This is a genomic window from Tepidicaulis sp. (genome assembly GCF_965222285.1).
Lineage (GTDB): Bacteria > Pseudomonadota > Alphaproteobacteria > Parvibaculales > Parvibaculaceae > Tepidicaulis.
This window is the reverse complement of the sequence record NZ_OZ244942.1, coordinates 2,406,578-2,433,424: the sequence shown is the minus strand read 5'-3', so window position 1 is coordinate 2,433,424 and position 26,847 is coordinate 2,406,578. Positions and strand designations below refer to the sequence as shown.

26 protein-coding genes and 1 tRNA gene are annotated in these 26,847 nt (G+C 61.4%); 12 read left to right on the top strand and 15 right to left on the bottom strand.

Annotation, left to right across the window (positions count from 1 at the left end; genetic code table 11):
- Positions 1-15: 15 nt before the first annotated feature.
- Genes ACOQOT_RS11640 through ACOQOT_RS11630 form a run of 3 tightly spaced genes read left to right on the top strand, consistent with a single transcriptional unit; the run spans position 16 to position 2,375 of the window.
- Entirely contained in the window at positions 16-381 is a 366-nt protein-coding gene (locus ACOQOT_RS11640; RefSeq protein ID WP_420559432.1) for a response regulator, read from the top strand.
- A gap of 54 nt (positions 382-435) precedes the next feature.
- A complete protein-coding gene (locus ACOQOT_RS11635) occupies positions 436-1,533 on the top strand; it encodes a protein-glutamate methylesterase/protein-glutamine glutaminase (RefSeq protein ID WP_420559431.1) in 1,098 nt (365 codons plus the stop codon).
- Entirely contained in the window at positions 1,530-2,375 is an 846-nt protein-coding gene (locus ACOQOT_RS11630) for a CheR family methyltransferase (RefSeq protein WP_420559430.1), read from the top strand. Before ACOQOT_RS11635 ends, ACOQOT_RS11630 begins: the two co-directional genes overlap by 4 nt.
- Positions 2,376-2,554: 179 nt before the next feature.
- On the opposite strand, the gene ctrA is transcribed toward ACOQOT_RS11630, so the two are convergent.
- Complete coding sequence (gene ctrA / locus ACOQOT_RS11625) at positions 2,555-3,262, bottom strand: response regulator transcription factor CtrA (RefSeq protein ID WP_420559429.1); 708 nt, start codon at positions 3,260-3,262, stop codon at positions 2,555-2,557.
- Positions 3,263-3,540: 278 nt separating this feature from the next.
- Here ctrA and fliI point away from each other — a divergent pair, with 278 nt between their 5' ends.
- The 3 genes from fliI to ACOQOT_RS11610 all read left to right on the top strand — a co-directional run bounded on the left by fliI (position 3,541) and on the right by ACOQOT_RS11610 (position 5,889).
- Positions 3,541-4,887, top strand: a complete 1,347-nt coding sequence (gene fliI, locus ACOQOT_RS11620) for a flagellar protein export ATPase FliI (protein WP_420559428.1) — start codon at positions 3,541-3,543, stop codon at positions 4,885-4,887.
- Positions 4,887-5,306: a flagellar FliJ family protein gene (locus ACOQOT_RS11615; protein WP_420559427.1), complete on the top strand. Its 420-nt coding sequence runs from the start codon at positions 4,887-4,889 to the stop codon at positions 5,304-5,306. The genes fliI and ACOQOT_RS11615 overlap by 1 nt, the downstream gene beginning before the upstream one ends.
- Positions 5,307-5,403: 97 nt before the next feature.
- On the top strand, positions 5,404-5,889 hold the full coding sequence (locus ACOQOT_RS11610) for a YajQ family cyclic di-GMP-binding protein (protein ID WP_420559426.1): 486 nt from the start codon (positions 5,404-5,406) through the stop codon (positions 5,887-5,889).
- Positions 5,890-5,969: 80 nt separating this feature from the next.
- Here ACOQOT_RS11610 and ACOQOT_RS11605 read toward each other — a convergent pair whose 3' ends face one another.
- The 13 genes from ACOQOT_RS11605 to ACOQOT_RS11545 all read right to left on the bottom strand — a co-directional run bounded on the left by ACOQOT_RS11605 (position 5,970) and on the right by ACOQOT_RS11545 (position 19,692).
- The gene (locus tag ACOQOT_RS11605) at positions 5,970-6,293 is read right to left on the bottom strand and encodes a hypothetical protein (protein WP_420559425.1); all 324 of its coding nucleotides are present in this window, start codon (positions 6,291-6,293) and stop codon (positions 5,970-5,972) included.
- Positions 6,294-6,412: 119 nt separating this feature from the next.
- Positions 6,413-7,240, bottom strand: coding sequence for a MinD/ParA family protein (locus tag ACOQOT_RS11600; protein ID WP_420559424.1), 828 nt, complete (start codon positions 7,238-7,240; stop codon positions 6,413-6,415).
- Positions 7,241-7,268: 28 nt separating this feature from the next.
- On the bottom strand, positions 7,269-8,342 hold the full coding sequence (locus ACOQOT_RS11595) for a hypothetical protein (RefSeq protein WP_420559423.1): 1,074 nt from the start codon (positions 8,340-8,342) through the stop codon (positions 7,269-7,271).
- Positions 8,343-8,447: 105 nt separating this feature from the next.
- Entirely contained in the window at positions 8,448-10,559 is a 2,112-nt protein-coding gene (flhA, locus tag ACOQOT_RS11590) for a flagellar biosynthesis protein FlhA (protein WP_420559422.1), read from the bottom strand.
- Between the two features lie 40 nt (positions 10,560-10,599).
- A complete protein-coding gene (locus ACOQOT_RS11585) occupies positions 10,600-11,958 on the bottom strand; it encodes a sigma-54-dependent transcriptional regulator (RefSeq protein ID WP_420559421.1) in 1,359 nt (452 codons plus the stop codon).
- An 18-nt stretch (positions 11,959-11,976) separates the two neighbouring features.
- Positions 11,977-12,768, bottom strand: a complete 792-nt coding sequence (locus ACOQOT_RS11580; protein WP_420559420.1) for a motility protein A — start codon at positions 12,766-12,768, stop codon at positions 11,977-11,979.
- Positions 12,765-13,124, bottom strand: coding sequence for a flagellar motor switch protein FliN (gene fliN / locus ACOQOT_RS11575; RefSeq protein WP_420559419.1), 360 nt, complete (start codon positions 13,122-13,124; stop codon positions 12,765-12,767). The genes ACOQOT_RS11580 and fliN overlap by 4 nt, the downstream gene beginning before the upstream one ends.
- A complete protein-coding gene (locus ACOQOT_RS11570; protein ID WP_420559418.1) occupies positions 13,117-13,815 on the bottom strand; it encodes a hypothetical protein in 699 nt (232 codons plus the stop codon). Before ACOQOT_RS11570 ends, fliN begins: the two co-directional genes overlap by 8 nt.
- An 11-nt stretch (positions 13,816-13,826) precedes the next feature.
- Positions 13,827-14,870 carry a flagellar motor switch protein FliG gene (gene fliG, locus ACOQOT_RS11565; protein WP_420559417.1) on the bottom strand — a complete coding sequence of 348 codons (1,044 nt, stop codon included), beginning with the start codon at positions 14,868-14,870 and terminating at the stop codon, positions 13,827-13,829.
- Between the two features lie 14 nt (positions 14,871-14,884).
- Complete coding sequence (fliF, locus tag ACOQOT_RS11560) at positions 14,885-16,579, bottom strand: flagellar basal-body MS-ring/collar protein FliF (protein ID WP_420559416.1); 1,695 nt, start codon at positions 16,577-16,579, stop codon at positions 14,885-14,887.
- Between the two features lie 384 nt (positions 16,580-16,963).
- Positions 16,964-17,239: a DUF1153 domain-containing protein gene (locus tag ACOQOT_RS11555; RefSeq protein ID WP_045449099.1), complete on the bottom strand. Its 276-nt coding sequence runs from the start codon at positions 17,237-17,239 to the stop codon at positions 16,964-16,966.
- Positions 17,240-17,380: 141 nt separating this feature from the next.
- Positions 17,381-18,088: a flagellar hook assembly protein FlgD gene (locus ACOQOT_RS11550; RefSeq protein WP_420559415.1), complete on the bottom strand. Its 708-nt coding sequence runs from the start codon at positions 18,086-18,088 to the stop codon at positions 17,381-17,383.
- A gap of 14 nt (positions 18,089-18,102) precedes the next feature.
- Complete coding sequence (locus tag ACOQOT_RS11545; protein ID WP_420559414.1) at positions 18,103-19,692, bottom strand: flagellar hook-length control protein FliK; 1,590 nt, start codon at positions 19,690-19,692, stop codon at positions 18,103-18,105.
- A gap of 436 nt (positions 19,693-20,128) precedes the next feature.
- Here ACOQOT_RS11545 and mnmA point away from each other — a divergent pair, with 436 nt between their 5' ends.
- The 4 genes from mnmA to ACOQOT_RS11525 all read left to right on the top strand — a co-directional run bounded on the left by mnmA (position 20,129) and on the right by ACOQOT_RS11525 (position 23,192).
- The gene (gene mnmA, locus ACOQOT_RS11540) at positions 20,129-21,268 is read left to right on the top strand and encodes a tRNA 2-thiouridine(34) synthase MnmA (protein ID WP_420561941.1); all 1,140 of its coding nucleotides are present in this window, start codon (positions 20,129-20,131) and stop codon (positions 21,266-21,268) included.
- 106 nt (positions 21,269-21,374) lie between these two features.
- Positions 21,375-22,106, top strand: coding sequence for a class I SAM-dependent methyltransferase (locus ACOQOT_RS11535; RefSeq protein WP_420559413.1), 732 nt, complete (start codon positions 21,375-21,377; stop codon positions 22,104-22,106).
- A 58-nt stretch (positions 22,107-22,164) separates the two neighbouring features.
- Entirely contained in the window at positions 22,165-23,022 is an 858-nt protein-coding gene (locus tag ACOQOT_RS11530; protein WP_420559412.1) for an ion transporter, read from the top strand.
- A 93-nt stretch (positions 23,023-23,115) separates the two neighbouring features.
- Positions 23,116-23,192: transfer RNA gene (locus ACOQOT_RS11525), tRNA-Met, on the top strand.
- Here ACOQOT_RS11525 and ACOQOT_RS11520 read toward each other — a convergent pair.
- On the bottom strand, positions 23,171-23,797 hold the full coding sequence (locus tag ACOQOT_RS11520; RefSeq protein WP_420559411.1) for a GNAT family N-acetyltransferase: 627 nt from the start codon (positions 23,795-23,797) through the stop codon (positions 23,171-23,173). The genes ACOQOT_RS11525 and ACOQOT_RS11520 overlap by 22 nt on opposite strands.
- Before the next feature lie 277 nt (positions 23,798-24,074).
- Between ACOQOT_RS11520 and ACOQOT_RS11515 the strand changes: the two genes are divergently transcribed.
- The gene (locus ACOQOT_RS11515; RefSeq protein ID WP_420559410.1) at positions 24,075-26,189 is read left to right on the top strand and encodes an ATP-binding protein; all 2,115 of its coding nucleotides are present in this window, start codon (positions 24,075-24,077) and stop codon (positions 26,187-26,189) included.
- Positions 26,186-26,794, top strand: a complete 609-nt coding sequence (gene mobA, locus ACOQOT_RS11510; RefSeq protein WP_420559409.1) for a molybdenum cofactor guanylyltransferase — start codon at positions 26,186-26,188, stop codon at positions 26,792-26,794. Before ACOQOT_RS11515 ends, mobA begins: the two co-directional genes overlap by 4 nt.
- Positions 26,795-26,847 lie beyond the last annotated feature (53 nt).

Sequence of the window (26,847 nt, the reverse complement as noted above, 5' to 3'; positions counted from 1 at the left end):
CATTAGGAGAATGGTATGAAGACGTGTCTGGTCGTTGACGATAGCTCGGTCATCCGCAAGGTGGCGCGGCGCATCCTCGAGGAAATGAATTTTTCTATCGAGGAAGCCGAGGACGGCAAAGAAGCGTTGGACCGCTGCTTGGGCTCCATGCCCGACGCGGTGCTGCTCGACTGGAACATGCCGGTGATGAATGGGCTCGACTTTCTGAAAGAGCTGCGCGGAAAGCCGGGCGGCCAGAAGCCTATCGTGGTTTTCTGCACGACCGAAAACAACATGTCGCATATTACCGAGGCGATCAGCGCCGGTGCGAACGAATACATCATGAAGCCGTTCGACAAGGAAATCATCGAGTCCAAGTTTGCTCAAACCGGATTGATCTAAGTGAACGCTGTACCCGCCACTCCCAAACCCCGGAACGACCAGGCCGTTCGCGTTATGGTCGTCGATGACTCCGTCGTCATTCGCGGGTTGATCAGCCGCTGGCTGGACGCGCTGCCCGATATCGAGGTGGCCGTGACCTGCCGGAACGGTGAAGACGCGGTCAAAAAGATCGCGGATGCGGATGTCGATATCGTCATTCTCGACATCGAAATGCCGGTGATGGACGGCATGACGGCCTTGCCGAAATTGTTGCAAGCAGCACCGGGGGTTCGTGTTCTCATGGCCTCGACCCTGACCCGCCGCAATGCCGATATTTCCCTGAAAGCGCTGAAGCTGGGCGCGGCTGATTATGTGCCCAAGCCCGAAAGCACGCGGGAAGGCAATGCGCCGGAAGAATTTCAGCGTGAGCTTGTGGCGAAGATCCGCGGTCTCGGCCGCCGCCGCCGTCCCGCTATGCGGGCTGGCAGCGCGGCCTCGCCCGCCGCTCAGCCGGGCGCCCGCCGTCCGCTCAGCCCCGCGCCTGCCGCCGCGCCGAAACCCATTGTCCTGCAGCCGGCGTCCAAGACGCGCCCGCGGATCGTCGCGATCGGCAGCTCGACGGGCGGACCGCGCGCGCTGTTCGATCTTCTGGGTGCGCTCTCGCCCTCGCTTGAGCGGCTGCCGGTTGTGATTACACAGCATATGCCGGCGACCTTTACCTCCATTCTGGCCGAACATATCGAAGGGGTGGCGAAACGCCCCTGCGTGGAAGGCCAGACGGGCATGAAAGTGGAGCCGGGCAAGATTTATGTCGCGCCGGGCGGCTTTCATATGAAGTTTGAGGCTAAAGGCATGGACACGTTCATCAAGCTCGACGATTCCGCGCCGGTGAATTTCTGCCGGCCTTCCGTCGATCCGATGCTCGACAGTCTGATTGCGATTTACGGACCTGCGATTCTGACCTGCATTCTCACCGGCATGGGCCATGACGGGCGCGACAGCGCACGGCGTGTGCAGCAGGGCGGCGGGACGGTGCTCGCGCAGGACGAAGAGACCAGTGTTGTTTGGGGAATGCCGGGAGCGGTCGCTCAGGCAGGGATTTGCCACAAAGTGCTGCCGCTCGGCCAGCTTGCCGAAACGATGGCCCGGTTGATTGTTGGAGGCGTGTCATGAGGCAGGCGGACTTTGAATATCTCGCAAAGTTCCTGAAAGAGCGCTCGGGCCTCGTGCTGACGCCGAACAAGGAATATCTGATCGAAAGCCGGCTCCTGCCGATTGCCCGCGACAATGGCTTTGAAGACATTGAAGGGCTGGTCGGGGCCATGCGGCCGGGCGCCGTGGCGCTGCTCGAGCAGGTGACCGAAGCGATGACGGTGAACGAGTCGTTTTTCTTCCGCGACAAGACGCCGTTCGAGATGTTCGAGAAAGTGATCCTGCCGCATCTTCTGGAAACGCGCGCGGGCACGAACCGCTTCCGCATCTGGTGCGCGGCCGCCTCCACGGGCCAAGAGCCTTATTCGCTGGCCATGCAGATCAAGGAAATGGGCCCGAAGTTGAGCAGCTGGCGCCAGGAAATCATCGGCACTGATCTCTCCGCCGATGTGCTGCGCCGGGCGAAACTTGGCAAATACACCCAGTTCGAAGTGCAGCGCGGCTTGCCGATCCAACTTCTGGTGAAATATTTCAAGCAGATCGGTCATGATTGGGAAATCTCGCCGGATATCCGCTCGATGGTGCAATACCGCAAGCTCAACCTCTTGGAAGAGTTCAGCGCCCTTGGCCAGTTCGATGTGGTGTTCTGCCGGAACGTGCTGATCTATTTCGATCAGCAGACCAAGGCGCAGGTGCTGGAGCGTATCGCCAAACAGCTGGCGCCGGACGGGTTCCTGGTGCTGGGCGCGGCGGAAACCGTGATCGGCATTACCAAGGCCTTCAAGCCGCTGAAAGGCTGCCGCGGGCTTTACGTGCCGGCGGAAGCCGATGTCTCCAAGCTGGAGCGGGCGGCGGTTGCCTGACCTTCTTTTCAGGAAATGAGATATGAAAAACCCGGCGCGCGCCGGGTTTTTTAATGCCTGGAGCAGGGCAGGCGGGCAGATCCAAATAATAAAGGCGTCTCCTCCCCCGAAGAGACGCCTTTAAATCCCCCTCAAGCGCACGAAACGCAACGCGGTGCAGCTTTTGGATAGGGCCCGGTTTAAGCGGAAGCTTTGGCCGGCTGGCCCTGTTCATGCGGGTCGCGCAGCACATAGCCGCGGCCCCAAACCGTTTCGATGTAGTGTTCGCCATCCGTCGCCGCGGCCAGTTTCTTGCGCAGCTTGCAGATGAACACGTCGATGATCTTGAGTTCCGGCTCGTCCATCCCGCCATAAAGGTGGTTGAGGAACATTTCCTTGGTCAGGGTCGTGCCCTTGCGCAGGGAAAGCAGTTCCAGCATCTGATATTCCTTGCCGGTCAGATGCACGCGCTGGCCGTCCACTTCCACGGTTTTCGTGTCGAGGTTGACGGTAAGCTTGCCGGTGGTGATGACCGACTGGGAATGGCCCTTGGAGCGGCGGACCACGGCATGAATGCGTGCCACCAGCTCGTCCTTGTGGAAGGGCTTGGTCATATAGTCGTCGGCGCCGAAGCCGAGGCCCCGCACCTTGTTTTCGATCCCCGCCATGCCGGAAAGGATCAGGATCGGTGTGCCGACCTTGCCCGTGCGAAGGCTTTTCAACACCTCGTAGCCGCTCATATCCGGCAGATTGAGATCGAGAAGGATAATGTCGTAATCATAGAGCTTGCCCAGATCGACACCTTCTTCACCCAGATCCGTGGTGTAAACGTTAAAGCCTTCGGATTTGAGCATCAGGTCGATGCTCTGCGCCGTTGCGCTGTCATCTTCAATCAACAGTACCCGCATCGAAATCCTCATCCGAGCCAAGGACTTAGGTCCTTAATGGCTCCCCTTATCGTTAATCCATCCATGCCACTTTAAGACGATTTGGTTAACAAAGGTTAATCAGAATGAAGAAATTAGAAAAATTTTTATCCGAACTGTAGGAAGCTCGGGGATATCCGCTAAACCATTGTAAATACGTAAATTTTTCTTTTCCACCGATATGAGGGCCGGGGTTTACGGCCCTTTAAGCATGTTCCGGCCAAAATGATGATCTCGCGAGTCGTCATGAGGATGTAGGCGTGCAGGCGCTTCTAGCAGAAGTAGAGAAAATTCAAGAGGTTAGGTCGTACGGCCGGGTCGCCAGCATTCAGGGGCTCATGGTCGAGGTGGCCGGGCCTCTTTATGCTATGAGCGTGGGCAGCCGCATTGTGATCGAGAGCCGCTCCGGCAAGACCGTGCCATGCGAAGTGGTGGGTTTCGGCCAGAAAACGGCGCTCTGCCTGCCTTTCATGACGCTGGACGGGGTAGGTGTCGGCTGCCGGGCCTGGATCGAGGCGGCCGAGCCCGTGGTACATCCCTCCCGCGGCTGGCTGGGCCGCGTCGTCAATGCGATGGGCGAGCCCATCGACGGCAAGGGGCCGCTGCCGCAAGGGGCGATGCCGATGCCCTTCCGCGGCACGCCGCCGCCCGCTCATCAGCGCGCCCGCGTTAAAGAGCCGATCAATCTCGGCATCCGGGCGATGAACACGTTTACCACCTGCTGCAAAGGGCAGCGGATGGGTATTTTCGCCGGCTCGGGTGTGGGTAAGTCGGTGCTGCTTTCCATGCTCGCCAAAAATACCGCCTCCGATGTCTCGGTTATCGGGCTGATCGGCGAACGCGGACGCGAAGTGCAGGAATTCATCGAAGACCATCTGGGCCCCGAAGGGCTTGCCCGCTCGGTCATCGTGGTCGCGACCTCGGACGAGAGCGCGCTCATGCGCCGCCAGGCGGCCCTGTTGACGCTGACCCTGTCGGAATATTTCCGCGAGCAGCACCAGGATGTGCTCTGCCTGATGGACAGCGTGACCCGCTTTGCCATGGCGCAGCGTGAGATCGGCCTTTCCGCCGGCGAGCCGCCGGCCGCCAAGGGTTATACGCCGACCGTCTTTTCCGAATTGCCGCGCCTTTTGGAGCGCGCCGGGCCGGGCACGGGCGCCGGCTCGATTACCGGGCTTTTCACCGTTCTGGTGGAAGGGGACGATCACAACGAACCCGTCGCCGATGCGGTGCGCGGGATTCTGGACGGGCACATCGTTCTTGAACGGGCGATTGCCGAGCGCGGGCGCTACCCCGCGATAAACATTCTTAAATCGGTTTCCCGTACCATGCCGGGGTGCAATCTGCCGGAGCAGCAAGAGCTCATCCGGAAGGCACGGGGATTGATGGCAGCCTATGACGATATGGAGGAACTCATACGTCTGGGGGCCTATAGGTCGGGTTCCGATCCCTTGGTGGATCGGGCCATCCGCTATCAGCCGGCACTCGACGCGTTTTTGGCCCAAGGCCAGAACGAGTGCACGGGCTTGGACGAAGGATTTGTTCAGCTCGCTCAAATTCTCGAAGGACTCGAGGACGGGCGCAGCGCGACGGAGGGGACTGACTAATGAAAAGCCGTGAATCGCTGATCCGGCTGCACCGCTTTCAGGTTGATGAAAAGCGGCGGCAAGTGGCCGATATCGAGAGCATGCTCGAAGACTTCCAGCGCAAGGAACGCGATCTGGAAGCCCAGGTGGAACGGGAACAGGAAAAGGCCGGCATTTCCGATGTCGCCCATTATGCCTATCCGATGTTCGCCAAATCCATGCGCGCGCGCCGGGACAATATGATCGAGTCCATGAGCGAGTTGAGCCGGCAATTGGACCAGGCCCGCGAAGAGCTGGCCGATGCCTACCGCGAGCTTAAAAAATACGAGCTTGTGGAGCAGAGCCGCCAGCGCCGGGCCAAACGTGAGGCTGCGCGGATCGAGCAAAACGTGCTCGACGAAGTCTCGCTGAACATGCATCGACAGAATATGGGCGGCTAAAGGGGAGAAATCTCCCTTAAAGCTCAGGCCTTCACGAATGGAAACCGGCACGGCATAATGCGGGCCAGTTCACCCCTATTCGTGAGAATAATTCTTCATGCCTTCTTTCGACGTTGTCTCCAAAGTCGATCTTTCCGAGGTCGATAACGCCATCCAAAACGTGCGCCGGGAAATCGAGCAGCGCTACGATTTCAAAGGGTCGAAATGCTCCATCGAGCGCAATGACGACGAGATGGTCATTCTCGCCGATGACGAGCTGAAGCTGAAACAGATGCATGAAGTCCTGCAGGGGCATCTGGCCAAACGCGGAATCGAGCCGTCCGTGCTCGATTATAAGGCGGCGGAAAATGCCGCCGGCCAGTCCCAGCGCCAGAAGGTCGGCATCAAGCAGGGCCTCTCCAAAGAGCTTGCCAAAAAGCTGGTAAAGGAAATCAAGGACAAGAAGCTGAAAGTGCAGGTTGCCCTTCAGGGCGATGAACTGCGCGTCACCGGCAAGAAACGCGACGATTTGCAGGACGTGATCCAGCACCTGAAAACCCGGCCCGACGAACAGCCGCTGCAATATGTGAATTTCAGGGACTGAGGTGCGGTTTCGCACTGCTGTTCAGTAAAACAAAAAGCCCGGCTCATTGGCCAGGCTTCGTTGTTTTTATGGCGGGGCGATTACCCGCGCAGGACGATCCGCTTGACGATGTAAAGGATCGTAATGGCGATGAGATAGCCCAGAAAGCGGATGCCGATCAGTTTCAGATCGCCGTCCACATCGGCAAGATTGGGAAGCGGGTTGGGCGCATCGGCCATGATGCGCCGGCCGACATTGACGGCTTCATGGGCAATGGTCGCAACCAGCGTCCAGACCAGGATCTGGTTGTAGCGCTTCATCAGATAGGCCGCGAGGGCGGCGATGATGAGCCCTTGAATGGAATTGACGGTGTCGAACCCTTGCTGAAACAGCGACAGAGCTTGGGCGACATATTCATTGTTCATCGGAAATCCCCCCTATCCGATCCACCACGTTATCGGCGCAGCTTACCCGATCAGCTTGCAAAATGCATCACAGGTTCTACGGATTTATGACAGAGTGTCAGTGGAGATTGATGCCTCGGTTAACGTGCCGAAGAGCCGGTAAGCGGCGGGTTGCCGCCGGATTGGCTGGTAATGACGGGCGGGTCTTCCAGAAGCAGCGCCGAAATTTTTTTCACCGCTTCCCCCGCTGTGCTTTGCGGATGACGGAAGAAAAGCGGTGCCTGGCGGCGGATCGCCTCGCGCACCTGCGTGTCGGCAGGAACGATCCCGGCAAGCACGGGCTCGGTGCCGAGGAAGTTGCGGCAGGCATTGGCGAGCGTTGCATAAGTGCGCTGACCTTCGGTTTTGTCCGCTGCCTGATTGATGACGAGGCGGATATCGGCCTGCGGGTTTTGCCGCAGGAGCAGCTTGATGAAAGCATAGGCGTCCGTGATCGAAGTCGGATCGGGCGTGACCACCACGACATGGCGCCCTTCATGTTCGCATAATTTACGCACGGCGCCGTCAAGCCCGGCGGCAAGGTCGAGAATGACCGCGCCGTAATGACCGGCGAGTTTTTCGATGCCGCGTTTAAGGCGCGCGACTTCTTCGATCGACAAGGCGCTGAGCGTGCCGCTGCCCGACTGGCCGGTCATGATGTCGAAGCTCGCGCCGCCTTCTTCCTCGCCGAAGGGACGGAAGGTGAAAAGCGCTTCTTTCAGCGAGACGCGCCCCGCAATCACGCTGCCTAGATCGTGGCGCGGACTGAGGCCGAGCTGCACATCCACGTTTGCAAGACCGAGATCGCCGTCGATGAGCAGCGTCTTGACGTTGCGCAAGGCAAGCGCCTGGGCGAGCGTCACGGAAAACCACGTCTTGCCGACACCGCCTTTGCCTGAGGCAACGGAAATGATGTTTGCGCGGGTCATGCTTTTGTCCTCGGACGTGCTGAATGGGTCATGCGGATTGCGCCTTGCGGTTGCCGCCGGTGCCGGTCTCCCCCAGCACAAGCTGGGCAAGGCGCATCGGGTCGAGCCGGGCGAGGCCCTGGCCGAGATAGGGGCTGATGCTGATTTGCGAAAGTGACAGACCGGAACTGTCGGCGGCGGCAAGCAGCCCGCCCATGCGCCGGGCAAGGTCGAGCTGTGTGAAGATCACGCGTCTTGCGCCGAGCTGCGCCATTTCTTCGGCAACTTCCGCGGTTAGCAGCGGGTCCATGGCGGCGGAGAGTACGGCCACGGGCTCGGCTTTGCCGCCGCGCCGGGCCGCCGCGATCATCTCCGCTGCCTCTGCGCTTTCCTGAGCGTTGAAAGGGTTGAAGCTTGCCGTGTCGATGAGGCAGGCGCGCGCGCCGTGCATGGAAGCGACCTCGCGGTAGCCGGCAAGATGGCCGCTCAGCTCGTCGGCGGTTTCGGCTTTAAGGACCGGCGCGTCGAGAAGCGCCCCATATGCCTCGCTCTGAAGTGCGGCGCCCGTGCGCACCGCATCGGCGGTGATCAGCGTAATTTGGGCGCCTTCGCCCATGGCCCGTGCGGCAAGTTTGATCTGCGTGACGGTTTTACCCGCGCCCGGCATGCCGATCAGAAGCAGCGGGCGCTGGGGCAGGGGCGGAAGCGGTTCGAAATTGAAACGGGTTTCGAGCGCATAGGCCAGAGCGCTTAAAGGATCGTCCATCTCCATGGCACTTGCCGTGCGCACCAGCGAGGCGGCGAGGGCGGGCGGTGTGCCATGATCCGCAAGGGCCTGTTCCAGCGCGCTCAGGTCTGCGGGTGCAGAACGGCGCGGCGTCTCTTGTGCTGGAGCGGGTTTCTTCGGGCGGGGACGCTCGGCTTGCGGCTCAGGCTCGCGCAAAGAGGTTTGCAGCCGTTCCAGAAGAATATCGTCGAGCGAGCGGCCGGTTTCCGGTGCGAGCAAGGAGGCAGGTTCCCGGCGGCGGCCTTCCACGGCAGCGGTCACTTCCACCCTGCCTGCCGCTTCATGGGTCGACACAATGATCGCGTCTTCGCCCAGGCTGCGGCGAACCTCGTTCATAGCCTCGGCCAGGCTGGGCGCGGTGAAAGTTCTAAGACGCAAAGCACACTCTTCAAATTTGAAAGTTCAAAGCAAGAGAGCAGTCTAGCGCAACGCCCTTGCCGGTTAAATCGTTCCGACGGTTTTCAGCTTCGCTTTCGGATGAATCTCATTCTGCGACATGACGATGGTTTGCGGGCGGAACCGCTCGATCACCGAGCGCACATAAGGACGGATGCCGGGGCTCGTAAGCAGCACCGGCACGATGCCGAGGCCCGCCGCTTCCTCGAACGTGTCGCGGACGGTCATGATGAATTCCTGAAGCTGGCTCGGAGCCATGGCAAGTTGGCGCTCGTCGCCCTGGCCGATAAGCGCTTCGGCAAAGGCTTCTTCCCATTGCGGGGAAAGCGTGACGAGCTGCAGCACGCCTTCGGCGTCCGCATAGGCTGCGCCAAGCTGGCGGGCAAGGCGCATACGCACATGCTCGGTGATCTGCGTCGTGTTCTGCGTATGGCCGACGGCTTCCGCCACCCCTTCCAGGATGGAGGGCAGGTCGCGGATGGAGACCCGCTCGGACAGAAGCGTCTGAAGAACGCGCTGCATGCCGGTGACGGTGATCTGACCGGGGATGATGTCGTCCGCCAGGCGTTTGTGTTCCGGGCTCAGCTCGTCGAGCAGCTTTTGCGTTTCGGCATAGGAAAGCAGCTCGGACATGTTGTCCTTGATGATCTCGGTCAGATGCGTGGTGATGACCGTTGCCGGGTCCACCACCGTGTAGCCGCGGAAGGCGGCTTCCTCGCGCAGGTTCTCGTCGATCCAGGTTGCCGGCAGGCCGAAGGCAGGCTCGGTCGTGTGCAGGCCCGGCAGTTCGATCTTCGTGCCATGGGGGTCCATGACGAGAAGCTGGTTGATATAGACATCGCCCCGGCCGGCATCCAGTTCCTTGATACGCATGACATAGGCATTGGCCTCGAGCTGCATATTGTCGAGGATGCGCACGGGCGGCATGACGAAGCCCATATCGGTGGCGAACTGACGGCGCAGCGCCTTGATCTGGTCGGTCAGTTTCTGACCTTCGCTGTCATTGATGAGCGGCAGGAGGCCATAGCCGATTTCAAGGCGCAGCTCGTCGATCTTGAGCGCGGTGGAAATCGGCTCTTCAGCGGGCGGTGTGGCTTCGACTTCGGCCTGCGCCGCATCCTCTTCGGCCTGCTCTTTCTGCTGGCGCGCGGTCTTCAGGTAATAGGCAAGTCCGCCGGTGCAGCTCGCCAGGAAAAGGAACGGCACGGCGGGAATGCCCGGCAGCACGGCCATGACGCCCATGACGAAAGAAGACATGCCGAGCGCCTGCGGGTAGCCGGAAAGCTGGTCGAACAGCGCGCGGTCGGCGGCGCCTTCCACACCTGCCTTGGAAACGAGGAGACCAGCGGCGGTCGACACGATAAGTGCCGGGATCTGGCTGACAAGGCCGTCACCGATGGTCAGCAGCGAATAGGTCGCTCCGGCTTCGCCGAAAGGCATGTCCTGCTGGCCGACGCCGACGATGATGCCGCCGATAATGTTGATGAAGGTGATCAGAAGGCCGGCTACGGCATCGCCGCGCACGAATTTCGAGGCACCGTCCATGGAGCCGAAGAAGGCGGACTCGTCTTCCAGCCGCTTGCGGCGGGTGCGAGCGGTTTCTTCGTCGATCAGACCGGCGGAAAGATCGGCGTCGATCGCCATCTGCTTGCCGGGCATGGCGTCCAAGGTGAAGCGCGCGGCGACTTCCGCGATACGGCCCGAACCCTTGGTGATGACGACGAAGTTCACGATTACCAGAATGGCAAAGACAATGATGCCGATGACGAAATTGCCCTGCATCACGAAATTGCCGAAAGCCTCGATCACTTTACCCGCAGCGTTCGTGCCCTCATGGCCCTGCGAAAGGATGAGACGGGTGGAGGCAAGGTTGAGCGCCAGGCGGATCATCGTGGCGATGAGAAGCACCGTCGGAAAAGCGCTGAACTCGAGCGGCGTGCGGATGAAGAGCGCGGTCATCAGCACCAGCACCGAGAAGGTGATGGAGATGGCGAGCGACAGGTCGAGCAGGAAAGCGGGCATCGGCAGGATCAGCACCACAAGAATGGTGATAATGCCGAGGGCAAGGGCCAGGTCGCCGCGCTTGGTGATCTCGCCCAGAATGCGCGCGGGAGACAGTCCGCCCGCTTTGCCTTGATTGACGCTGATGTCGCTCATGCTCGTCTCGTCCTTATGGAAGCGCAGCTTCCCTGGTTACTCAGAAGGCGGCGTTGGCCGGGGCGGGAACGGCGGTTCCCTCGTCGTTATACTGCTTGAGCTTGTTGCGCAGCGTGCGGATCGAGATACCCAGAATGTTGGCGGCATGGGTGCGGTTGCCGAGGCAATGTTCCAGCGTGCCGATGATCAGGTCTTTTTCCACTTCCGCGACCGTGCGCCCGACAAAAGAGCGGGAGACGGCATCGGCAGTGACGGCGGCCTGGGTCGCAACGGAGGGAGCTGCGGCTTCTTCCAGGCGCGTGCCGTCGGGCAGGCGGATGGCTTCCAGACCGATTTCGTCACCCGTCGCCAGAAGCACGGCACGGTGTATGGTGTTTTCCAGCTCGCGCACGTTGCCCGGCCAGGAATGCTTGGCCAGATGGCGGCGGGCTTCCACGGAGAGCGGCTTGGCGGTGAGGCCGTTCACATTGGCATATTTGTTGACGAAATGATCGGCCAGCGCCGTGATGTCGGCCGGGCGCTCGCGCAGCGGCGGCAGCGCCAGATTGACGACATTGAGGCGGTAGAACAGGTCTTCACGGAAGCGGCCGGCGCGCACTTCATCCGCAAGGTCCCGGTTGGAGGTCGCGATGATGCGGATATCGACTTTCACCGGCTGTTTGCCGCCGACCCGGTCGATTTCCTTTTCCTGAATGGCGCGCAGCAGTTTGGCCTGCAGGTGCACATCGATCTCGCTGATTTCGTCGAGCAGCAGCGTGCCGCCATCGGCTTCCTCGAACTTGCCGACACGCCGGGCGATGGCGCCGGTGAAGGCGCCTTTCTCGTGGCCGAAAAGTTCGGATTCGATGAGATTTTCGGGAATGGCGGCGCAGTTCACGGAAATGAACGGCTTGTCGGCCCGCTTCGACTTGCGGTGGACATAGCGCGCCATGACTTCTTTACCCGAACCGGACTCGCCGGTGATCATGATGCTGGCTTCCGATGCCGCAATCTGTTTGGCAAGCTCCAGCACGCCGCCCATTTTCGGGTCTTTGAAGACGAGCTGATGGCTTTCATCGGCAACCGCTTCCAGAACCGCGGCGATGAGCTCGGCATCCGGGGGCAGGGGGATATATTCTTTAGCGCCAGCGCGGATCGCCTTGACGGCGGCCTGCGCATCGGTGCCCACGCCGCAAGCGACGACCGGCACATGCACGCGCTCGGCCTGCAGGTTGGCGATCAGGCGGTTAATGTCGATCGAAACTTCCACCATGAGCAGATCGGCGCCGCGCCCGGAACGCAGGATATCCATCGCCTGATCGATATTGGCGGCATGGGTCACCTTGGCGCCTTTTTCCATCGCCATTTTCGTGGCGGTAGAGAGCTGGCCGTTCAACGTTCCTACAATAAGAAGTCGCATGTCGCTTTTTCCTTCTACTCACGTATAGATCTGAATCTGGTCGGCGGGAGGCAGCATGGCGTTGATGGCCATTTGCAGGCGCCGCGGGCTTTCCTGACGGGTCATCGCGGCGGCGCTTGCCGCGTAGATGGCCAGGCGTAGCCCGTCTTCCTGGGAATTGCGTTCGATTTTGGCGGCGAGCGGGGCAAAGACCATGTTGCCGAGAATGGCGCCGTAGAATGTCGTGATCAGCGCAACCGCCATGGCCGGGCCGATGCTGGAGGGATCGGACAGATGGGTGAGCATCTGCACGAGGCCGACCAGCGTGCCGATCAGGCCCATGGCGGGCGCGACTTCGGCGGCGCGGCGCAGGATCGCGGCGGATTTCACCCAGCGGCCTTTGGCCATGTCGAGTTCGGCGCCGAGCAGGCGTTCGACTTCCTCTGCCGGCACGCCTTCAACCACCAGGGTCAGCGCGCGGGAGAGAGCCGCATCGCGCTTTAGCTGCGGCAAGCGCTTTTCGATGCCGCGCACGCCTTCCTTGCGGGCGGCTTCGGACAGAACGATCAGGCGGCGGGCCGCCTCGGAGAGGTTCGTGGCGCGGGAGGCGAGAGCGCGGCCCACGGCGCGCGCTGCTTCGACCACTTCATCGAACCGGTAGGAAACGAGCGTCATGGCAATGGTGCCGCCGATCACGATCAGGAAGGCACGCAGATTGAGAAAGGCTTCCCAATCCCCGCCCAGGAACACGGCCGTGCCGACAAAGCCGAAACCGGCGATGAGGCCGAGCGGCGTTGCCAGATCCGTTGCCGATGTCCGCTGTCCGCTCATCCGCTGATGCCCGTCTTGATAATTTCCGTCATCGTCACGCCGAGACGGTCTTCCACGATCACCACTTCGCCGCGCGCAACGAGGCGGTCATTGACATAGATGTCGATGGCCTCGCCGACCTTGCGGTCAAGCTCGACGACGGCGCCGCGGCCGAGCTTCAAAAGATCGGACACTTCGATATGCGCCTTGCCGAGAACGGCAGAAACGTTGACCGGGACGTCGAAAACGGCTTCCAGATCCGCCGCCGAACGCTGAATGTCGGCAGCGTCCTGCGTGCTGGTGTCTGCCCCGGCATCTTGCGGCGCGTCACTCGTGGAAAGGTCGGGAAGATCCATGCCGGTATCATTCTCAGACATGTTGCGGCTCCTTTTGGGCAGCGTCGGCGGAGGCAGCTTCACCTTCGCCTTTCAGACTTTGGGCGTAACGGTCGACGATCTGGGTCAATTCCCCGTCGATGGCCGAAAGCGAGCGGGTGATGCCGCCATCGGCCCATTCGACATGACAGTCGCCGAAGGGCACTTCCGGATCGCCGATCAAGAGCACCTGCTCGCTCATGCCGCGCTCATGGCAGAGGCGGTCGACATATTCTTTGAGAAGGCCGGAAAGGCCGTCGGCAACGCGCAGCACCAGATGCGGCTCGCGGTTGAGGTGGGTTACGCATTCCTCGATCACCGCTTCGATTTCAGCCTGCGGACGCTCGGCGATCAGCCGGGCGGCGAGCTTGCGGGCGGCAAGAAGGGAGAGGCGGGCGGCGAATTCGCGGATTTCGCGGTTTTCCTGCTCGAGCTGGGCAAAGCTGGCGCTCAGCGCTTCGCCGATCGCGGCAAAGGTCTGCGCGGTCTGCTGCTCGATCCCGGCCTGAGCTTCGGCAAACCCGCGCTGATGGCCCGTGGCTTCACCTTCGGCGCGCGCCTCGGCGCGGATGGCGTCGATCTCCTCGTCCGTCAGCTCGTGTTTTTTTCGCGGTGCGTTCACGACGACGGGGGCGTCTTCCGCGCGGAAGACGTTGTCGAACATGAACTTCACTTTCTCTTTGTTTTCCTGCATCACCGCACTCATCAGTACACGAGCTCGTCATCTTCTTTGTTGTCGGCCAGCATGATCTCGCCGCGGGCGGCAAGGTCCTTGGCCATGTTGACCATGGCCATCTGGGATTCATCCACATCGCGCAGGCGCACTGGCCCCATGACTTCCATGTCTTCGCGCAGGATACGGGCCGCGCGTTCGGACATGTTCGCGAAGAAAAGATCGCGGATCGTGTCGGAGGCGCCTTTGAGCGCGATGGCAAGCTTGTCCTTGTCGATGGAACGCAGAAGCGTCTGCACGCCGCCCGGATCGAGCTTGCGCAGATCTTCGAAGGTGAACATCAGCGCCTTGATGCGTTCGGCCGCTTCACGGTTGCGCTCTTCGAGCGAGGTCATGAAGCGGGATTCGGTCTGGCGGTCGAAATTGTTGAAGATCTCGGCCATCAGCTCATGCGCGTCGCGCCGGTTCGTGCGCGAGAGGTTGGACATGAACTCGGCGCGCAGCGTCTGTTCGACCTTGTCGAGAATGTCTTTCTGGACCGCTTCCATGCGCAGCATGCGGGTGACGACTTCGAGCGCGAAATCTTCGGGCAGGTGGCTGAGCACGCGGGCGGCATGTTCGGAGCGGATTTTCGACAGCACGACGGCCACGGTCTGCGGGTACTCGTTCTTCAGATAATTGGCGAGCACTTCGTCATTCACGTTGCCGAGCTTTTCCCACATGTTGCGCCCGGCCGGACCGCGGATTTCGTCCATCACGGCGTCGACGCGCTCACCGGAGAGGAAGCGCTTGAGAAGCCGTTCGGTGGATTCATACGTACCCGTCAGCGCGCCGGTGGAGGACATGTGCGAGGTGAATTCCACCAGCAGACGTTCCACAAGCGGCGCCGAGACGGTGCCGAGATTCGACATGACCTGCGAGACGTCGCGGATTTCTTCGTCGTCCAAGCGGTCCCAGATCGCGGAGGCGCTGTCATCGGAAACCGAGAGCATGAAGACGGCAGCCTTTTCCGGGCCGGTCAGCTTGTCCAGGTCTTCTTTGACTTTGATTTTAACTTTGGGCAGTGCGTCGGCCATTGTCCTATCTCCCCTTACGCCGGCTGCTCATGGAGCCAGTTGCGGATGATGGCCAGGGTTTCGTCCGGGTGGCCGCTGATGAGCTCACCGACTTTCTTGACCGAAGACTCGCGCACCTTGCCTTCCACGCGGGCGATATCGATCATGCTTTCCACGTCCGAGGTGCGCTGTACCTGCGGGCCGGGCAGGGCGGCGATGGGCTCGCCGTTCTCGTCCGTGCCTTGGGCGATCATTTGCGTGCCGTCGGGCGCGGTATATTCCGTGCCGGGAGGCAGGGCGAGATTGGTGCCTGCCGTTGCCTGCGCCGGTGCCGTTAGACCCTTGATGAAGGGGCGCACGACAAAGAGCAGCACCAGAACCGAGATGATGAGCAGCGCCGCGATTTCGCCGATGCGCATATAGTCTGACTTCTTGAGGCCGAGGAACGGCTCTTCGATTTCCGGCAGGCGCTCGGCTTCGCTCTGCGGCGCAAAGCGCAGGTTGACGACTTCCACCTGGTCGCCGCGCTCTTCGTCGAAACCGATGGCGGAGCGCACGAGGCTGGCGATCTTTTCCAGATCTTCGGGCGAGCGGCTCTGATAATTGACGTTGCCGTTTTCCCCGAGGTCATAGACCCCGTCGACAAGGACGGCGACAGAGATGCGTTTCACGCGGCCCGCTTCCAAGACTTCCGTCTCGGTTACGCGGGAGATTTCGTAATTGACGGTCTCTTCCACACGGTTCGAGGTGTCCGTGGCCGTAGCCGATGTGTCGCCATTGTCGGCGCCGAAATTGGCGTCCGGCACATTGTTGCCGACGGTGACGCCTTCATTCGTGACACCGTCGGAGCTGGCGGAGCTTTCTTCCACGGTCTGCGTGGAGCGCACGACCTGACCGTCCGGGTCATAGCGGTCGGAAGTCCGGGTGACGCGGTTGAAGTCCAGTTCGGCCGTGACACGCACGCGGGCCTTTTCCGGACCCACGATGCTTTCCACGATCCGCTCGATTTCAGAGCGCAGGCGGCGTTCATAGGCAATGTTGCGCTCATCGAACGTAGCGTTGAGCGCGGCGGCGGTCTCGTTGCCATCGCCGCTTGCCAGAAGGTTACCGGCTTCATCGACGATGGAGACGCGGCCGGGCTTCAGCCCATCCACACCGGAAGCAGCGAGATATTGAATGGCTTTGACTTGCGACTGGGCGAGCGGGGCGCCGCGCACTTTCAGGACGATGGAGGCGCTCGGCTCACGGCGCTGGCGCGAGAAAACCTCACGCTCGGGCAGCACCAGGTGGACACGGGCATTTTCAACCCGGTCGATGGAGCGGATCGTGCGCGCCATTTCGCCTTCCAGCGCGCGCAGATAATTCAGGTTCTGCACGAAGCTCGTCGTGCCCAGCGCGTCGGCATTGTCGAAGATTTCATAGCCCACGATATTGCCGTTCGGCAGGCCCTGTTCGGCCATGGCCATGCGCATGCGCAAAACGCGGTTTTCCGGCACGAAGATGCGGGTGCCGTCGCCTTTGAGTTCGTAAGGGATGTTCTGGGCGTCAAGCTCGGCGAGAATTGCAGCGGCGTCCTGCTGGTCGAGTTCGGAATAGAGCAGGGCCATGGGCTCTTCGGTGACCTTGATGGTCACGAAGGCGAAGAAGCCGAAAAGGCCTGCGGCCACGAGGCCCAGTGCTGCGATACGAGACGGTCCGAGCGTCTTTAGGAAATCGGCAAAGCTGTTCACGCTACCACCCTAGTGTTGTCGCCTCTGCGTCCCTCTCCTTCTTGGATCGGTCGGCATAGTCGACAGGGGCTGGTGGCAACTCCTTTGCCCGTTGTGGCCGATCCTTTCTTACTGGCTGGATCAAGCCCCCCTGTGTCGGTAGGCAAAATTTACCGGGATTGGGGTAACCAGATGCTTAACAGGAATGGATTTCCATTCATGTTGAAGGCCTAAAAGCGGAAATAATTGCCCCGAACTGTGGAAAAGTAAGGAGCTGGTAAGGATTGAAGGCGCGGCAGGGCCTGAAACAAAGAGGACCCGGAAAACAAAGAAGGCGCCGGATCGCTCCGGCGCCTTCTCGGCAGAAAGTACGCAGTACTCTATCTTACTGCCGGTGTTCCTGGCCTACTGCCTGTACTGTTGAACCCGCGTCGCGCGCAGGCCGGCAAGGCCGTGCTTTTCAATGGAGCGCTGCCAGCTCAGGAATTCCTCCACGGTCAGCGTGTAGCGCTTGCATGCTTCTTCCAGACTGATCAAACCGCCGCGCACTGCAGCAACGACTTCCGCCTTGCGCCGGATGACCCAGCGTTTGGTATTGGGGGGCGGAAGGTCGGCCACGGTGAGCGGGCTCCCGTCGGGGCCGATCACGTAGTTCACCCGAGATGACTGTTGCTCGCTCATTGCCTTGCGGTCTCCGTACTCAACTGTGGACACCAATCTAGGCTGGAGCCTTTTAAAAAAGGTCTAAGTGCCACGGTAAAGTTTCCATGAATTTCAACGGGTTAAGCGTGCCATCGCGGGACATGAAAAGGCTGTTCTCCCTTAAGTGCCGCTCGGCGGCTGGCTTTGTGCCTTGTCGCGCACCGCCAGCACATCCGAAGCCGGGATCGTCTGGTCGCCCAGATTGATCAGCGGGATGTTGCCGGAGAAGTCCACCCCGGTCACCGTGCCGGTGATGCGGGAGGAGTATTGGACCTGTTCGCCGTCTTTATTGGTGGCTTCGATGTCGATGATGTAGAAGCCGTCGGGCTGGTCCACTCCTTCATTGTTCTTGCCGTCCCAGACGAAATCCTGCGCGCCGGTGGCGCCGCTGATTTCCTTCGTGTAGACGGTCGCGCCATTGGCATCGAGGATGTTCAAGGTGGCGGTTTCCGCTTTCTCGGCCAGACCGAAGATCCAGGACGCTTCGCCGTCTTTCAGCTCGGCGACGTTGGAGACCGCATCGACTTCCTTGCCGATATAAGAGACGGCCTGGCTTGAACTGGTGGCGGAGGCGACGGCCAGCAGGCTTTCCAGCTGACGGTTTGTCTGGATCGACTGCTCGACGCCGGAGAACTGAACGAGCTGCTGGGTGAACTCGTTCGATTCGAGCGGGTTCAATGGATCCTGGTGGCGCAGCTGTGTGGTCAGCAGCGTCAGGAACGTATTGAAATTCGTATCCAGCGCCGCAGACGCGGTCGCGGATTGGGTCCGCAGGTTCTGCTGTGCCTGAGCGGCGACGGAGGCGGGGTTGCTGCCGAGAATATCCATGAAACTCTCCGTTCTTATACCCGGATGTCGACGCCGGTTTCGCCGTTGAGCATGACGCGGTAGCTGGTGATCACTTCAGGCTGTTCGCTTTCGGCAAGGCCTGCCTCGCCGGTGCCGCCGGCTTCGCCCTCACGCTGGCCTTGTCCTTCCCCGAAGGTGCCGGCCTGTCCCTCGTCTTTCAGAGAGAAGGACAGCGTGTCCTGATCGGCTTCGAGCCCGGCATCCTGCAGCGCCTGCTGCAGGGCCTTGGCATCGCGCTGGAGAAGATCGAGCGTTTCGGCTTTTTCTACGACAAGATGCGCGGTCGCCCGGCCGTCGGCGGCGACATCGAGTTTGACGTCGACCCGGCCAAGCTCAGGCGGATCGATGCGGATCTCGAATGTGTTGACGCCTTTCTGAACGTGCTTGGCGATCTGCAAGGCAATGGCAGAGGCGGGCACTTGCGTCGCCTGGGCCTGGCCGGGCAGGGCGCCGAAGCGCAACTGAACCGGGTTGGTGTTCTGGGTCGAGGTGCCGGTCGGCAGGCCCTCGATTTGCAGCCCGCTGGTGCTGTCGAAGGTGACGTTGAGTGGTTTTTCCGTGCCCGCCAGACCGAAACCGGCGAGGTTGATCGGCGCTGCCTGTTGCGGTGCGGTTGTTGCTGCGGCAGGCGGCGTGCGCTGAGCGGCAGCTTCCGTGCCGGCTACCTTGAACTCCGCCGCTGTGCCTTCTTTGCCCGCGCTCAGTTTATCGGCGGCAAGCTGGCCGAGAGTCTTGCCGTCTTTACCGGCAAGTGCGCCGTCATCGGCCAGATTGCCGGACAGATCGGCATCGGCTGCCGCCTGCGCGGCTTGCAGGGCAGCGTTAGGCCCGCCGTCTGCGCTATCTGTGGCGGCTGCGGCATTAAGATCGGGCGCGGCGCGGGTGCTTTGCGTATTGCCTGTCTGGCCGGTGCCCTGCGCAGCGCTTTGGGCGGCTGCGGCGGCAGCCGTGTTCAGGCCCGTAGCAGCAGCGCTCTGCGTGCCCTTGGCCGCATCGGCGGCGGCCGTGTTCTGCGTGCCCGTTTCCTTGCCCGTTCCGGTCTGCGCGGCTTGGGCGTCCGCCTCACCGTCGATAATCGGAGCAGTCTCAGCCGCATTCGCGCCGGTCTCGGCGGCTTTTTCACCGGTCTGGACCACGGCGGTTTCAGCATTGTCGGTTGACGCGGGGGCCGTCTCTACAAGGCTGGCGGCAAGATCTGCCTCCTCGCCGGACGTTTCTTCGGCGGGCTTTTCAGGCGCATCCTTTTCTCTGGCAGCGGCGGCTTTTTCCGACGCCTTCTCATCGGCGCGTTTGGCGCGGGCTTCCTCGTCCCGGCGTTTTTCGGCGCGCTGGTGTTCGGCCTGGCTCTCCGCGCGGCTGTTTTCGCTGCGCTTGTCATCGGCGCGGCGGGCCTCGCGGGCCTCTTCCGCCCGGCTTTCGGCGGCCGAGACGCTGCGCTGGTCAGCTTTTGCCTCCTGGCGCGTCTCATTCAAATGGCGCGAGAACGCGTCATCGATGGCGCCTTTGGACAGGCGCGCCGTCTCATTGCGGCGGAGAAGCTCGGTTTCCGGGCTGCGCTGTGAAGAAGAGGTACTGACTTCCATAATGACCTGTCCCTTGGAGGCAAGAATTCCTGCGTCCTAATGAGCAAGTTGGAGGCCAGAAAAAATTCTAACTAAATCAATGGCTTAAGATGAGAGTGCCCGTGGGGCGCGGCAAAGCCTGCCGCCGGGCGGCAGAAAATGCCCAGACGCGGCAGATGGCGCCATTGCAACGGCATATCTCTTGTCTATAGTGCGCCTTTCTGGGGCTCTTGCGCGTTAAAAGGCGCGGAAAAGCTCTCTTTAGCGCAGTGGCATGCAGCCCGGCGCCGGGGCTTGGCCCCGCCCACTATGCCTGCGCATGATAGATAATGTGACCCAAGCGATACGGCCGGTTGAAATGAGCGTGACCGCAGCATCCAGCGCGCAAGAGACGAAAAGCGAGGTGAACAGCCTCGGCTTTGCCAAGCCGCCTGCGGCAACGCGCGTCGTTGTGGCGATGTCGGGCGGGGTCGATTCTTCCGTCACCGCGGCTCTTCTGAAAGAAGAAGGCTATGAGGTGATCGGCATCACGCTGCAGCTTTACGATCATGGTGCGGCCATTGCCCGCAAGGGGGCGTGCTGCGCGGGCCAGGACATTCACGATGCGCGCCTGGTGGCCGAGAAGATCGGCATCCCTCATTACGTGCTCGATTATGAAAGCCGGTTCCGGGATTCGGTGATGGAAGAGTTCGCGGATTCTTATCTTGCCGGCGAAACGCCCATTCCTTGCGTGCGCTGCAATGAGCGCGTGAAATTCCGCGACATGTTTCAAGCCGCCAAGGAGCTGGGCGCGGATGCGCTGGCGACCGGCCATTATATTGCCAGCGAACCCGGCCCTGATGGCTGGCAGATGCTGCGCGCTGAAGATCCTGAGCGCGACCAGAGCTACTTCCTTTTCACCACGACGCGCGAGCAGCTTGATTTCCTGCGCTTTCCGCTTGGCCGTCTGCACAAGTCGGAAACCCGCGCCATTGCCCAGCGCTACGGGCTTGGCGTTGCGGAAAAGCCGGACAGCCAGGACATTTGCTTCGTCCCCTCCGGGCGCTATGCGGATGTCATCTTGAAGCTGCGTCCCGGCGCGGCGGAGCCCGGCGACATCGTGGATATGGACGGCAACGTGCTCGGCCGCCACGAAGGCATTCTCCATTACACGATCGGCCAGCGCCGCGGGCTCGGCATTGCCATGGGCGAGCCGCTTTATGTAGTGCGCCTCGACGCGGCAAAGAAACAGGTCGTCGTCGGGCCGAAAGATATGCTGCTGACGCATCAAATTGAACTTGGGGAGGTCAACTGGATCGGCCCCGGCAATCTTGATGCAACGAGTCAGCCGCTCGAGGTGCTGGCCAAGGTGCGCTCGACGCGCCCGCCGGCGCCGGCATTGCTCGTGCCGCTTGGGGAAGGGCGCGCGCGGGTTGAACTGAAAACGGGGGAAGATGGTGTGGCTCCCGGCCAGGCCTGTGTGTTCTATGATGCGCAAACCGGCAAGCGTGTGCTGGGCGGCGGCTGGATCCGCCGCTCCGTCAACCGCTATGGCAATGCGGTGCGCGGGCGTCCGCTGGAAAGCGAGCCCGAAAGCGAACACGCAGCAGGGGCATAAATCCCGCCTTCAATCCGCCACTTTCTGGCGGATTATTACGGAAAAACTTTGGTAAATCCGGCCTGTTGCGGCAAACTGGCAGCGCCGTCACGAGGGAGCCCATCTTTTGAGCGTCAAATCGCGCATCGACGAAAAATCCGTCCGGGAAGCATATGCTCGCTGGGCACCCGTTTATGACTTTTCCTTCGGCCCGATTGCCGATGCTGGCCGCAAACATGCGGTCCGCGCCATCAATCGCCGCTCCGGCTCCGTGCTGGAAGTGGGGGTGGGCACCGGCCTTTCGCTGCCGCGTTACGGCAAGCACCTGAAAGTGACGGGTATCGACCTTTCCACCGAGATGCTGCAGAAGGCGCGCATGCGGGTGAAGGAAAAGAACCTCACCAATGTGGAAGCGATCGTCGAGATGGATGCCTCCGAGCTTGCCTTTGCCGATGGGCAGTTCGACACCGTGGTCGCCATGTATGTGATGACGGTGGTGCCCGAGCCGGAAAAAGTGATGCGCGAGCTTGAGCGCGTTTGCGCGCCGGGCGGCCAGGTCTTCATCGTCAATCACTTTGCCCAGGATCACGGCATGCGCGGGCGCATCGAGCGCTGGATGGCGCCGGCTTCCCGCGCCCTTGGCTGGCATCCCGACTTCAAGGTCGAAACGATCACGGGCATCACCAAGCTCGACCTGCAGGAAACCCAGCCGCTGAACCCGATGGGTCTTTTCACCATGCTGCGCTTCCAGAAGCCGGCGGGCGAGGAAGCTGCCGACCACCAGAGCGAAGGCAAGACCCAGCGCACGGCGCCGAAAATTTCCGGCGAAGTGGAAGCCGGCGCTTCGGCCACCTTTTAAAGCGCGGCGCCTTTCCTATCTCTTCTTCCGGTGACGGGCAGCGCAGCGGGCTGACGCGATGACATCGACAAATGGCGTTTCTTCTTCACGTGCAGGCGGCGCGGGGCGCGGTTTTGCGCTGCGTGTGGTGGAGGCGGGCTGGTTTCAACGCTTCATCATCACCGTCATTCTCATCAATGCCGTGACGCTCGGCCTTGAAACCTCCGCCGAAGCAATGGCGCGGGCGGGCGGCCTTCTCGTGGCGATCGACCGCGTGGCGCTGTCGATCTTTGTCATCGAGCTGCTTCTGAAGTTCTGGGCCTACCGGCTTTCCTTCTTCAAGAACGGCTGGAACAATTTCGACCTTGCCATCGTCGCGATTGCGCTGGTGCCGGCGGCGGGGCCCCTCTCGGTGCTGCGCGCGCTGCGCATCCTGCGTGTGCTGCGGCTTTTCTCCGTCATTCCCTCCATGCGCAAGGTGGTGCAGTCGCTGCTCATGGCGTTGCCGGGCATGGGCTCGGTGGCGGGTGTTTTGTTGCTGATTTTCTATATTTTCGCCGTGCTCGGCACCGAGTTCTTCGGCGAGGCCTTTCCCGAATGGTTCGGCACGATCGGGCGCACGCTCTATTCCCTTTTCCAGATCATGACGCTGGAAAGCTGGTCCATGGGCATCGTGCGCCCGGTGATGGAGGTCTATCCCTGGGCCTGGGCGTTTTTCGTGCCGTTCATTCTCTTTACGACCTTCATGGTGCTCAATCTCGTCATCGGCATCATCGTCGATTCCATGCAGATGATTCACGAGAGCGAGGCCCATACGGAGCGCGAGACGATCGAGCGGCGCGCCCATGAGGAACGGGCGGCAATGGCCCGGGATCTGGCCGATATCAAGCGCGAAATCCGCGATTTGCGGGCCGCCCTGGCCGAAAGGCGGGAGTAGTGCGCAGCCCGCCACGCCTTGCTTGACAAGGGCGGGGCAGGGGCCTTATATCCCCTCACTTTCCGCGGGCCGCCTGGCCCGCGATGCCTTTGGGGCGGAGTAGCTCAGCTGGTTAGAGCAGCGGAATCATAATCCGCGTGTCGGGGGTTCAAGTCCCTCCTCCGCTACCATTTCCCTCCAACACTTGCCCGAAAATGAGTTGGTCCCAGAAGCGGCCTTTCCAATAGGCGTGCTGGCGCAGGAGGCCTTCTTTTTCAAAGCCGTGCCGCTCAAGAAGGCGGATGGAGCGGATGTTGCCGGGGGTCACCATGGCCTCGAGGCGGCGCAGAGCCAGGGGACCTGCGGCGAGGGCGATGAGCTGCGGCATGATTTCGGCCATGACGCCTTTTCCCCAGTGAGCAGGCGACAGATCATAGGCGACTTCGCCGCGCCGGGCGCGCTCATAGAGAAGGGTGTTGAAGCCGCAGGTGCCGAGAAAGTTGCCCGCTTCGCCGTCTCGTCCCTTTTCGCGGATGGCCCAACGGACCCCTTGTGCGGCCGCGCGCAAACTCTCCGCCCAGCCGATAACATCCTCGGCCTCCTCGGTGCGGGTGAAGGGATCGATATCCATAAATTCAGTGACGCGCGGGTCCTTGAAATGCGTCAGGAGGGCGGGGGCATCGCGCGTCTCCAGCGGCGTGAGCCGAAAGCGCGATGTCTCAAGCCCGGCGGTCAGTTCCAGAAAATACTCTTCTCTCGGCTGAGGCGGGGAGCTGTCATGCAAAGTGTCGGGCATAAGGGCGGACCGGCGCTGAAAGACGATGGGTGGGAGGCGGGGGCGCAGCGGCCCATTTCCCCGGGAGCTTGCCGCAAAGGCTACCCCAAATGGCCGAGCTGAGGAAATGGCGGTGCCCCGGCGCCGCATTTGAAGCCCTTCGAAGGGCGAGCAAAGTAAGGGGAGAGTTTTCCTATTGCGGCTTTCCGGTCTAGGCTAGGGGCCTAGATTATACGGGCGGGCAACCGGCCGGGGCGGCTGCGGGCCAGGCGGATGCGGCTATGGCCAAGCTTTGGGGATGAGCGTGCGCTTGAAAAGCAGTGTGATCCGTTTTTCTTTGGGCATTGTTTTGCTGCCGCTCCTGCTTGCCGGCGCGGGGGCGCAGGCACCTTCTGGCGCGCCGGTAGATGAGCCGGAAGGGGAGCGCCTTCAGCTTAGAGCCGGCATCTATCAAAACCCGCCGAAAATATTTCTCGATGAAGAAGGTGTACCGGCCGGGCTTTTTCCGGATGTGCTTGCTGCCCTGAGTGAAAAGGCCGGATGGGCTGTGACCTATCACCCCTGCGCCTGGGCGGATTGTCTTGTCATGCTTGAAGCGGGTGAGATCGATCTCATGCCCGATGTCGCGCCGACCCCGGAGCGCGAGGCGCTTTTCAAGTTCAATCGGGTACCGGTGTTGCGCAGCTGGTCTTACATCTATTCGCGCCCCGGCACGATCGTGCAAAACTTCGAGGACGTAGCGGGCGGGCGCGTGGCGGTGCTCAGGGACAGCGTGCAACATGGCAAGCTTGCCGAGATGCGTAAGGAGCAGGGACTGTCCTTCGAGATCGTGCCGACCGCCCGGCACAATGAGACGCTGGAAGCGGTGGCGGCGGGGCGCGCCGATTTCGGCATCGTCAATCAGTCTTTGGGCGAGGCACTGCAGAGCGGGTTCGATCTGACGCGTTCGCAATTCGTTTTTCAGCCGACCGCGCTTTATTTCGCCTTTGCGCCCGGCACGCCGGATGGGCTGCTTGCCGAAGTGGACCGGCATATGGCGGCGATGAAAACCGATCCGCAGTCGGCTTATTTCACGGCCTTGGAAAAATGGATGTCGCCTGCGGGGGAGCCTGCGCTGCCGGCCTGGGTGATCTGGGCGATCGGCGGCGCGGCGCTTTTGCTCTTTGCCGGTGCGGGCGTCGTTGCGCTTTTACGCCGGCAGGTGGCGCAGGTGACACAGGCTGTGCGCCTGAGCGAGGAAAAGCTAATCCGTGCACAGATTATTGCCCGTGTCGGCGATTTTGCCTGGGACCTGCGCACCAACGAGGTGATCTGGTCCGAGGGTATGCGCCGCCTGCTCGGCTATGATGGGGATTTGGAAGTCAATCTCGACACGGTGCTTGCCGACATCCATCACCCGGATGATTCCGAATGGGTTCTCAACTGGATTTTGGAAGGCGCGGCGAAGGGCGCGCGTACGCTTGGCCCCGAAACTTACCGTCTGCGCAGCAAAGATGGGGCGGTGATGTTCGTGGAGGCGAATATCGTCATTGAATATGAAGAGGGGCGGGCGGTCAAAATTTTCGGCACCTGTCATGACATTACAAGGCAGGTGAAATCGGAGCGGGCCATTTTACGCGCCAAACAAAGCGCGGAGGAGGCAAGCCGGGCCAAATCGCAATTCCTTGCGACGATGAGCCATGAGCTGCGCACGCCGCTCAACGCGATTATCGGGTTCGCCGAAGTCATGCAGATGACGGCGGGCGGCACGCTCAATGCCTCGCAAATGGAACGGATCAGTTTCATTCTCATGGCGGGCGAGCAGCTTCTCAATCTCGTCAACGACATTCTCGATCTTTCCAGCATCGAAGCCGGGCATTTGCGGGTTTCGGTCGAGAAGGTGGATGTGGGCGAGGCGGTGAGCGAGTGCATCGCGCAAGTTGCGCAATTGGCCGAGCGCGGCGAGGTATCCATCGAGGACCGCCTGCCGCGCGACGTGCCGGTGCTGCTTGAAACGGACCGGCAGCGGTTGAAGCAGATCATCATCAATCTCTTGTCCAATGCCGTAAAATATAATGTAAACGGAGGAAGGGTGCGCATTAGCGGCGAGCGCACGAGCGACGGGTTCTTCCGTCTTTCCATTTCCGACACGGGTATCGGGATTCCTAAAGCCAAGCAGGACAAGGTGTTCGAGACGTTCACCCGGCTTCACCCGGATGCCATGGTGGCCGGCGGCGGGGCGGGGATCGGCCTTAGCCTTGCCCGGCTGCTGGTGGAGAAGATGGGCGGGCGCATCGGTTTTGAAAGCGAGGAAGGGCAGGGCAGCATATTCTGGTGCGACCTGCCGCTGGAATTCGATCCTGAAGCGCTGTCCGAAAATGCGGAAACCGGCGCGGCCAGCAGCAAAACCGGCCGGGCGGGCCAGGGCCTGTGACCGGGGGAGCGCAGACAAGCGGGCTCATTCTGGCGGGCGGCAAGGCGGAGCGGTTCGGCGGAGAAAAAGCGCTCCGGCCCTTGCACGGGCAGCCGCTTATCGAGCGTGTTTATGAACGGCTGCGCCCGCAGGTTCAGGCCCTTGCCGTTGCCGAGGGCGGGACCGCACTTGGCTGGCGGGCCGAGCTCACGCATCTGGATGACGGGCCTTTTCCGGGGGCAGGACCGCTTGCCGGTATTCGCGCCGGCCTTGCCTGGTTGCAGGAAGAAGGCGGGGAGTGGTTGGTGACGGCGCCGTGCGACGTGCCGTTTTTGCCTGCCGATTATGCTGCGCGTCTTTGGGCGGGACGGAAAGGCACGCGGCCTGCGGTGCTGCGCCTTGAAGGGCGGGACCAGAACCTTCTGGCGCTTTGGCATGTTTCGCATTTTGAGAAACTAGACGGGCTGCTTGGCGCGGGCCGCCAGGCGGTTTGGGGGGCGCTTAAGGAGTTGGACGCCGTGCCCATAGACGTTCCCGGCCAGGAGGCCGATGCCTTTTTGAACGTCAATGACACGGCGGCATGGGCAAAGGCTGACGCTTATTTGGACAGGCCGCCCGGCAAATGAGCAGATGGCCGCGCAGATTATGCGCAGAATGCCTCTTTTAAAGCGGTTTTTCT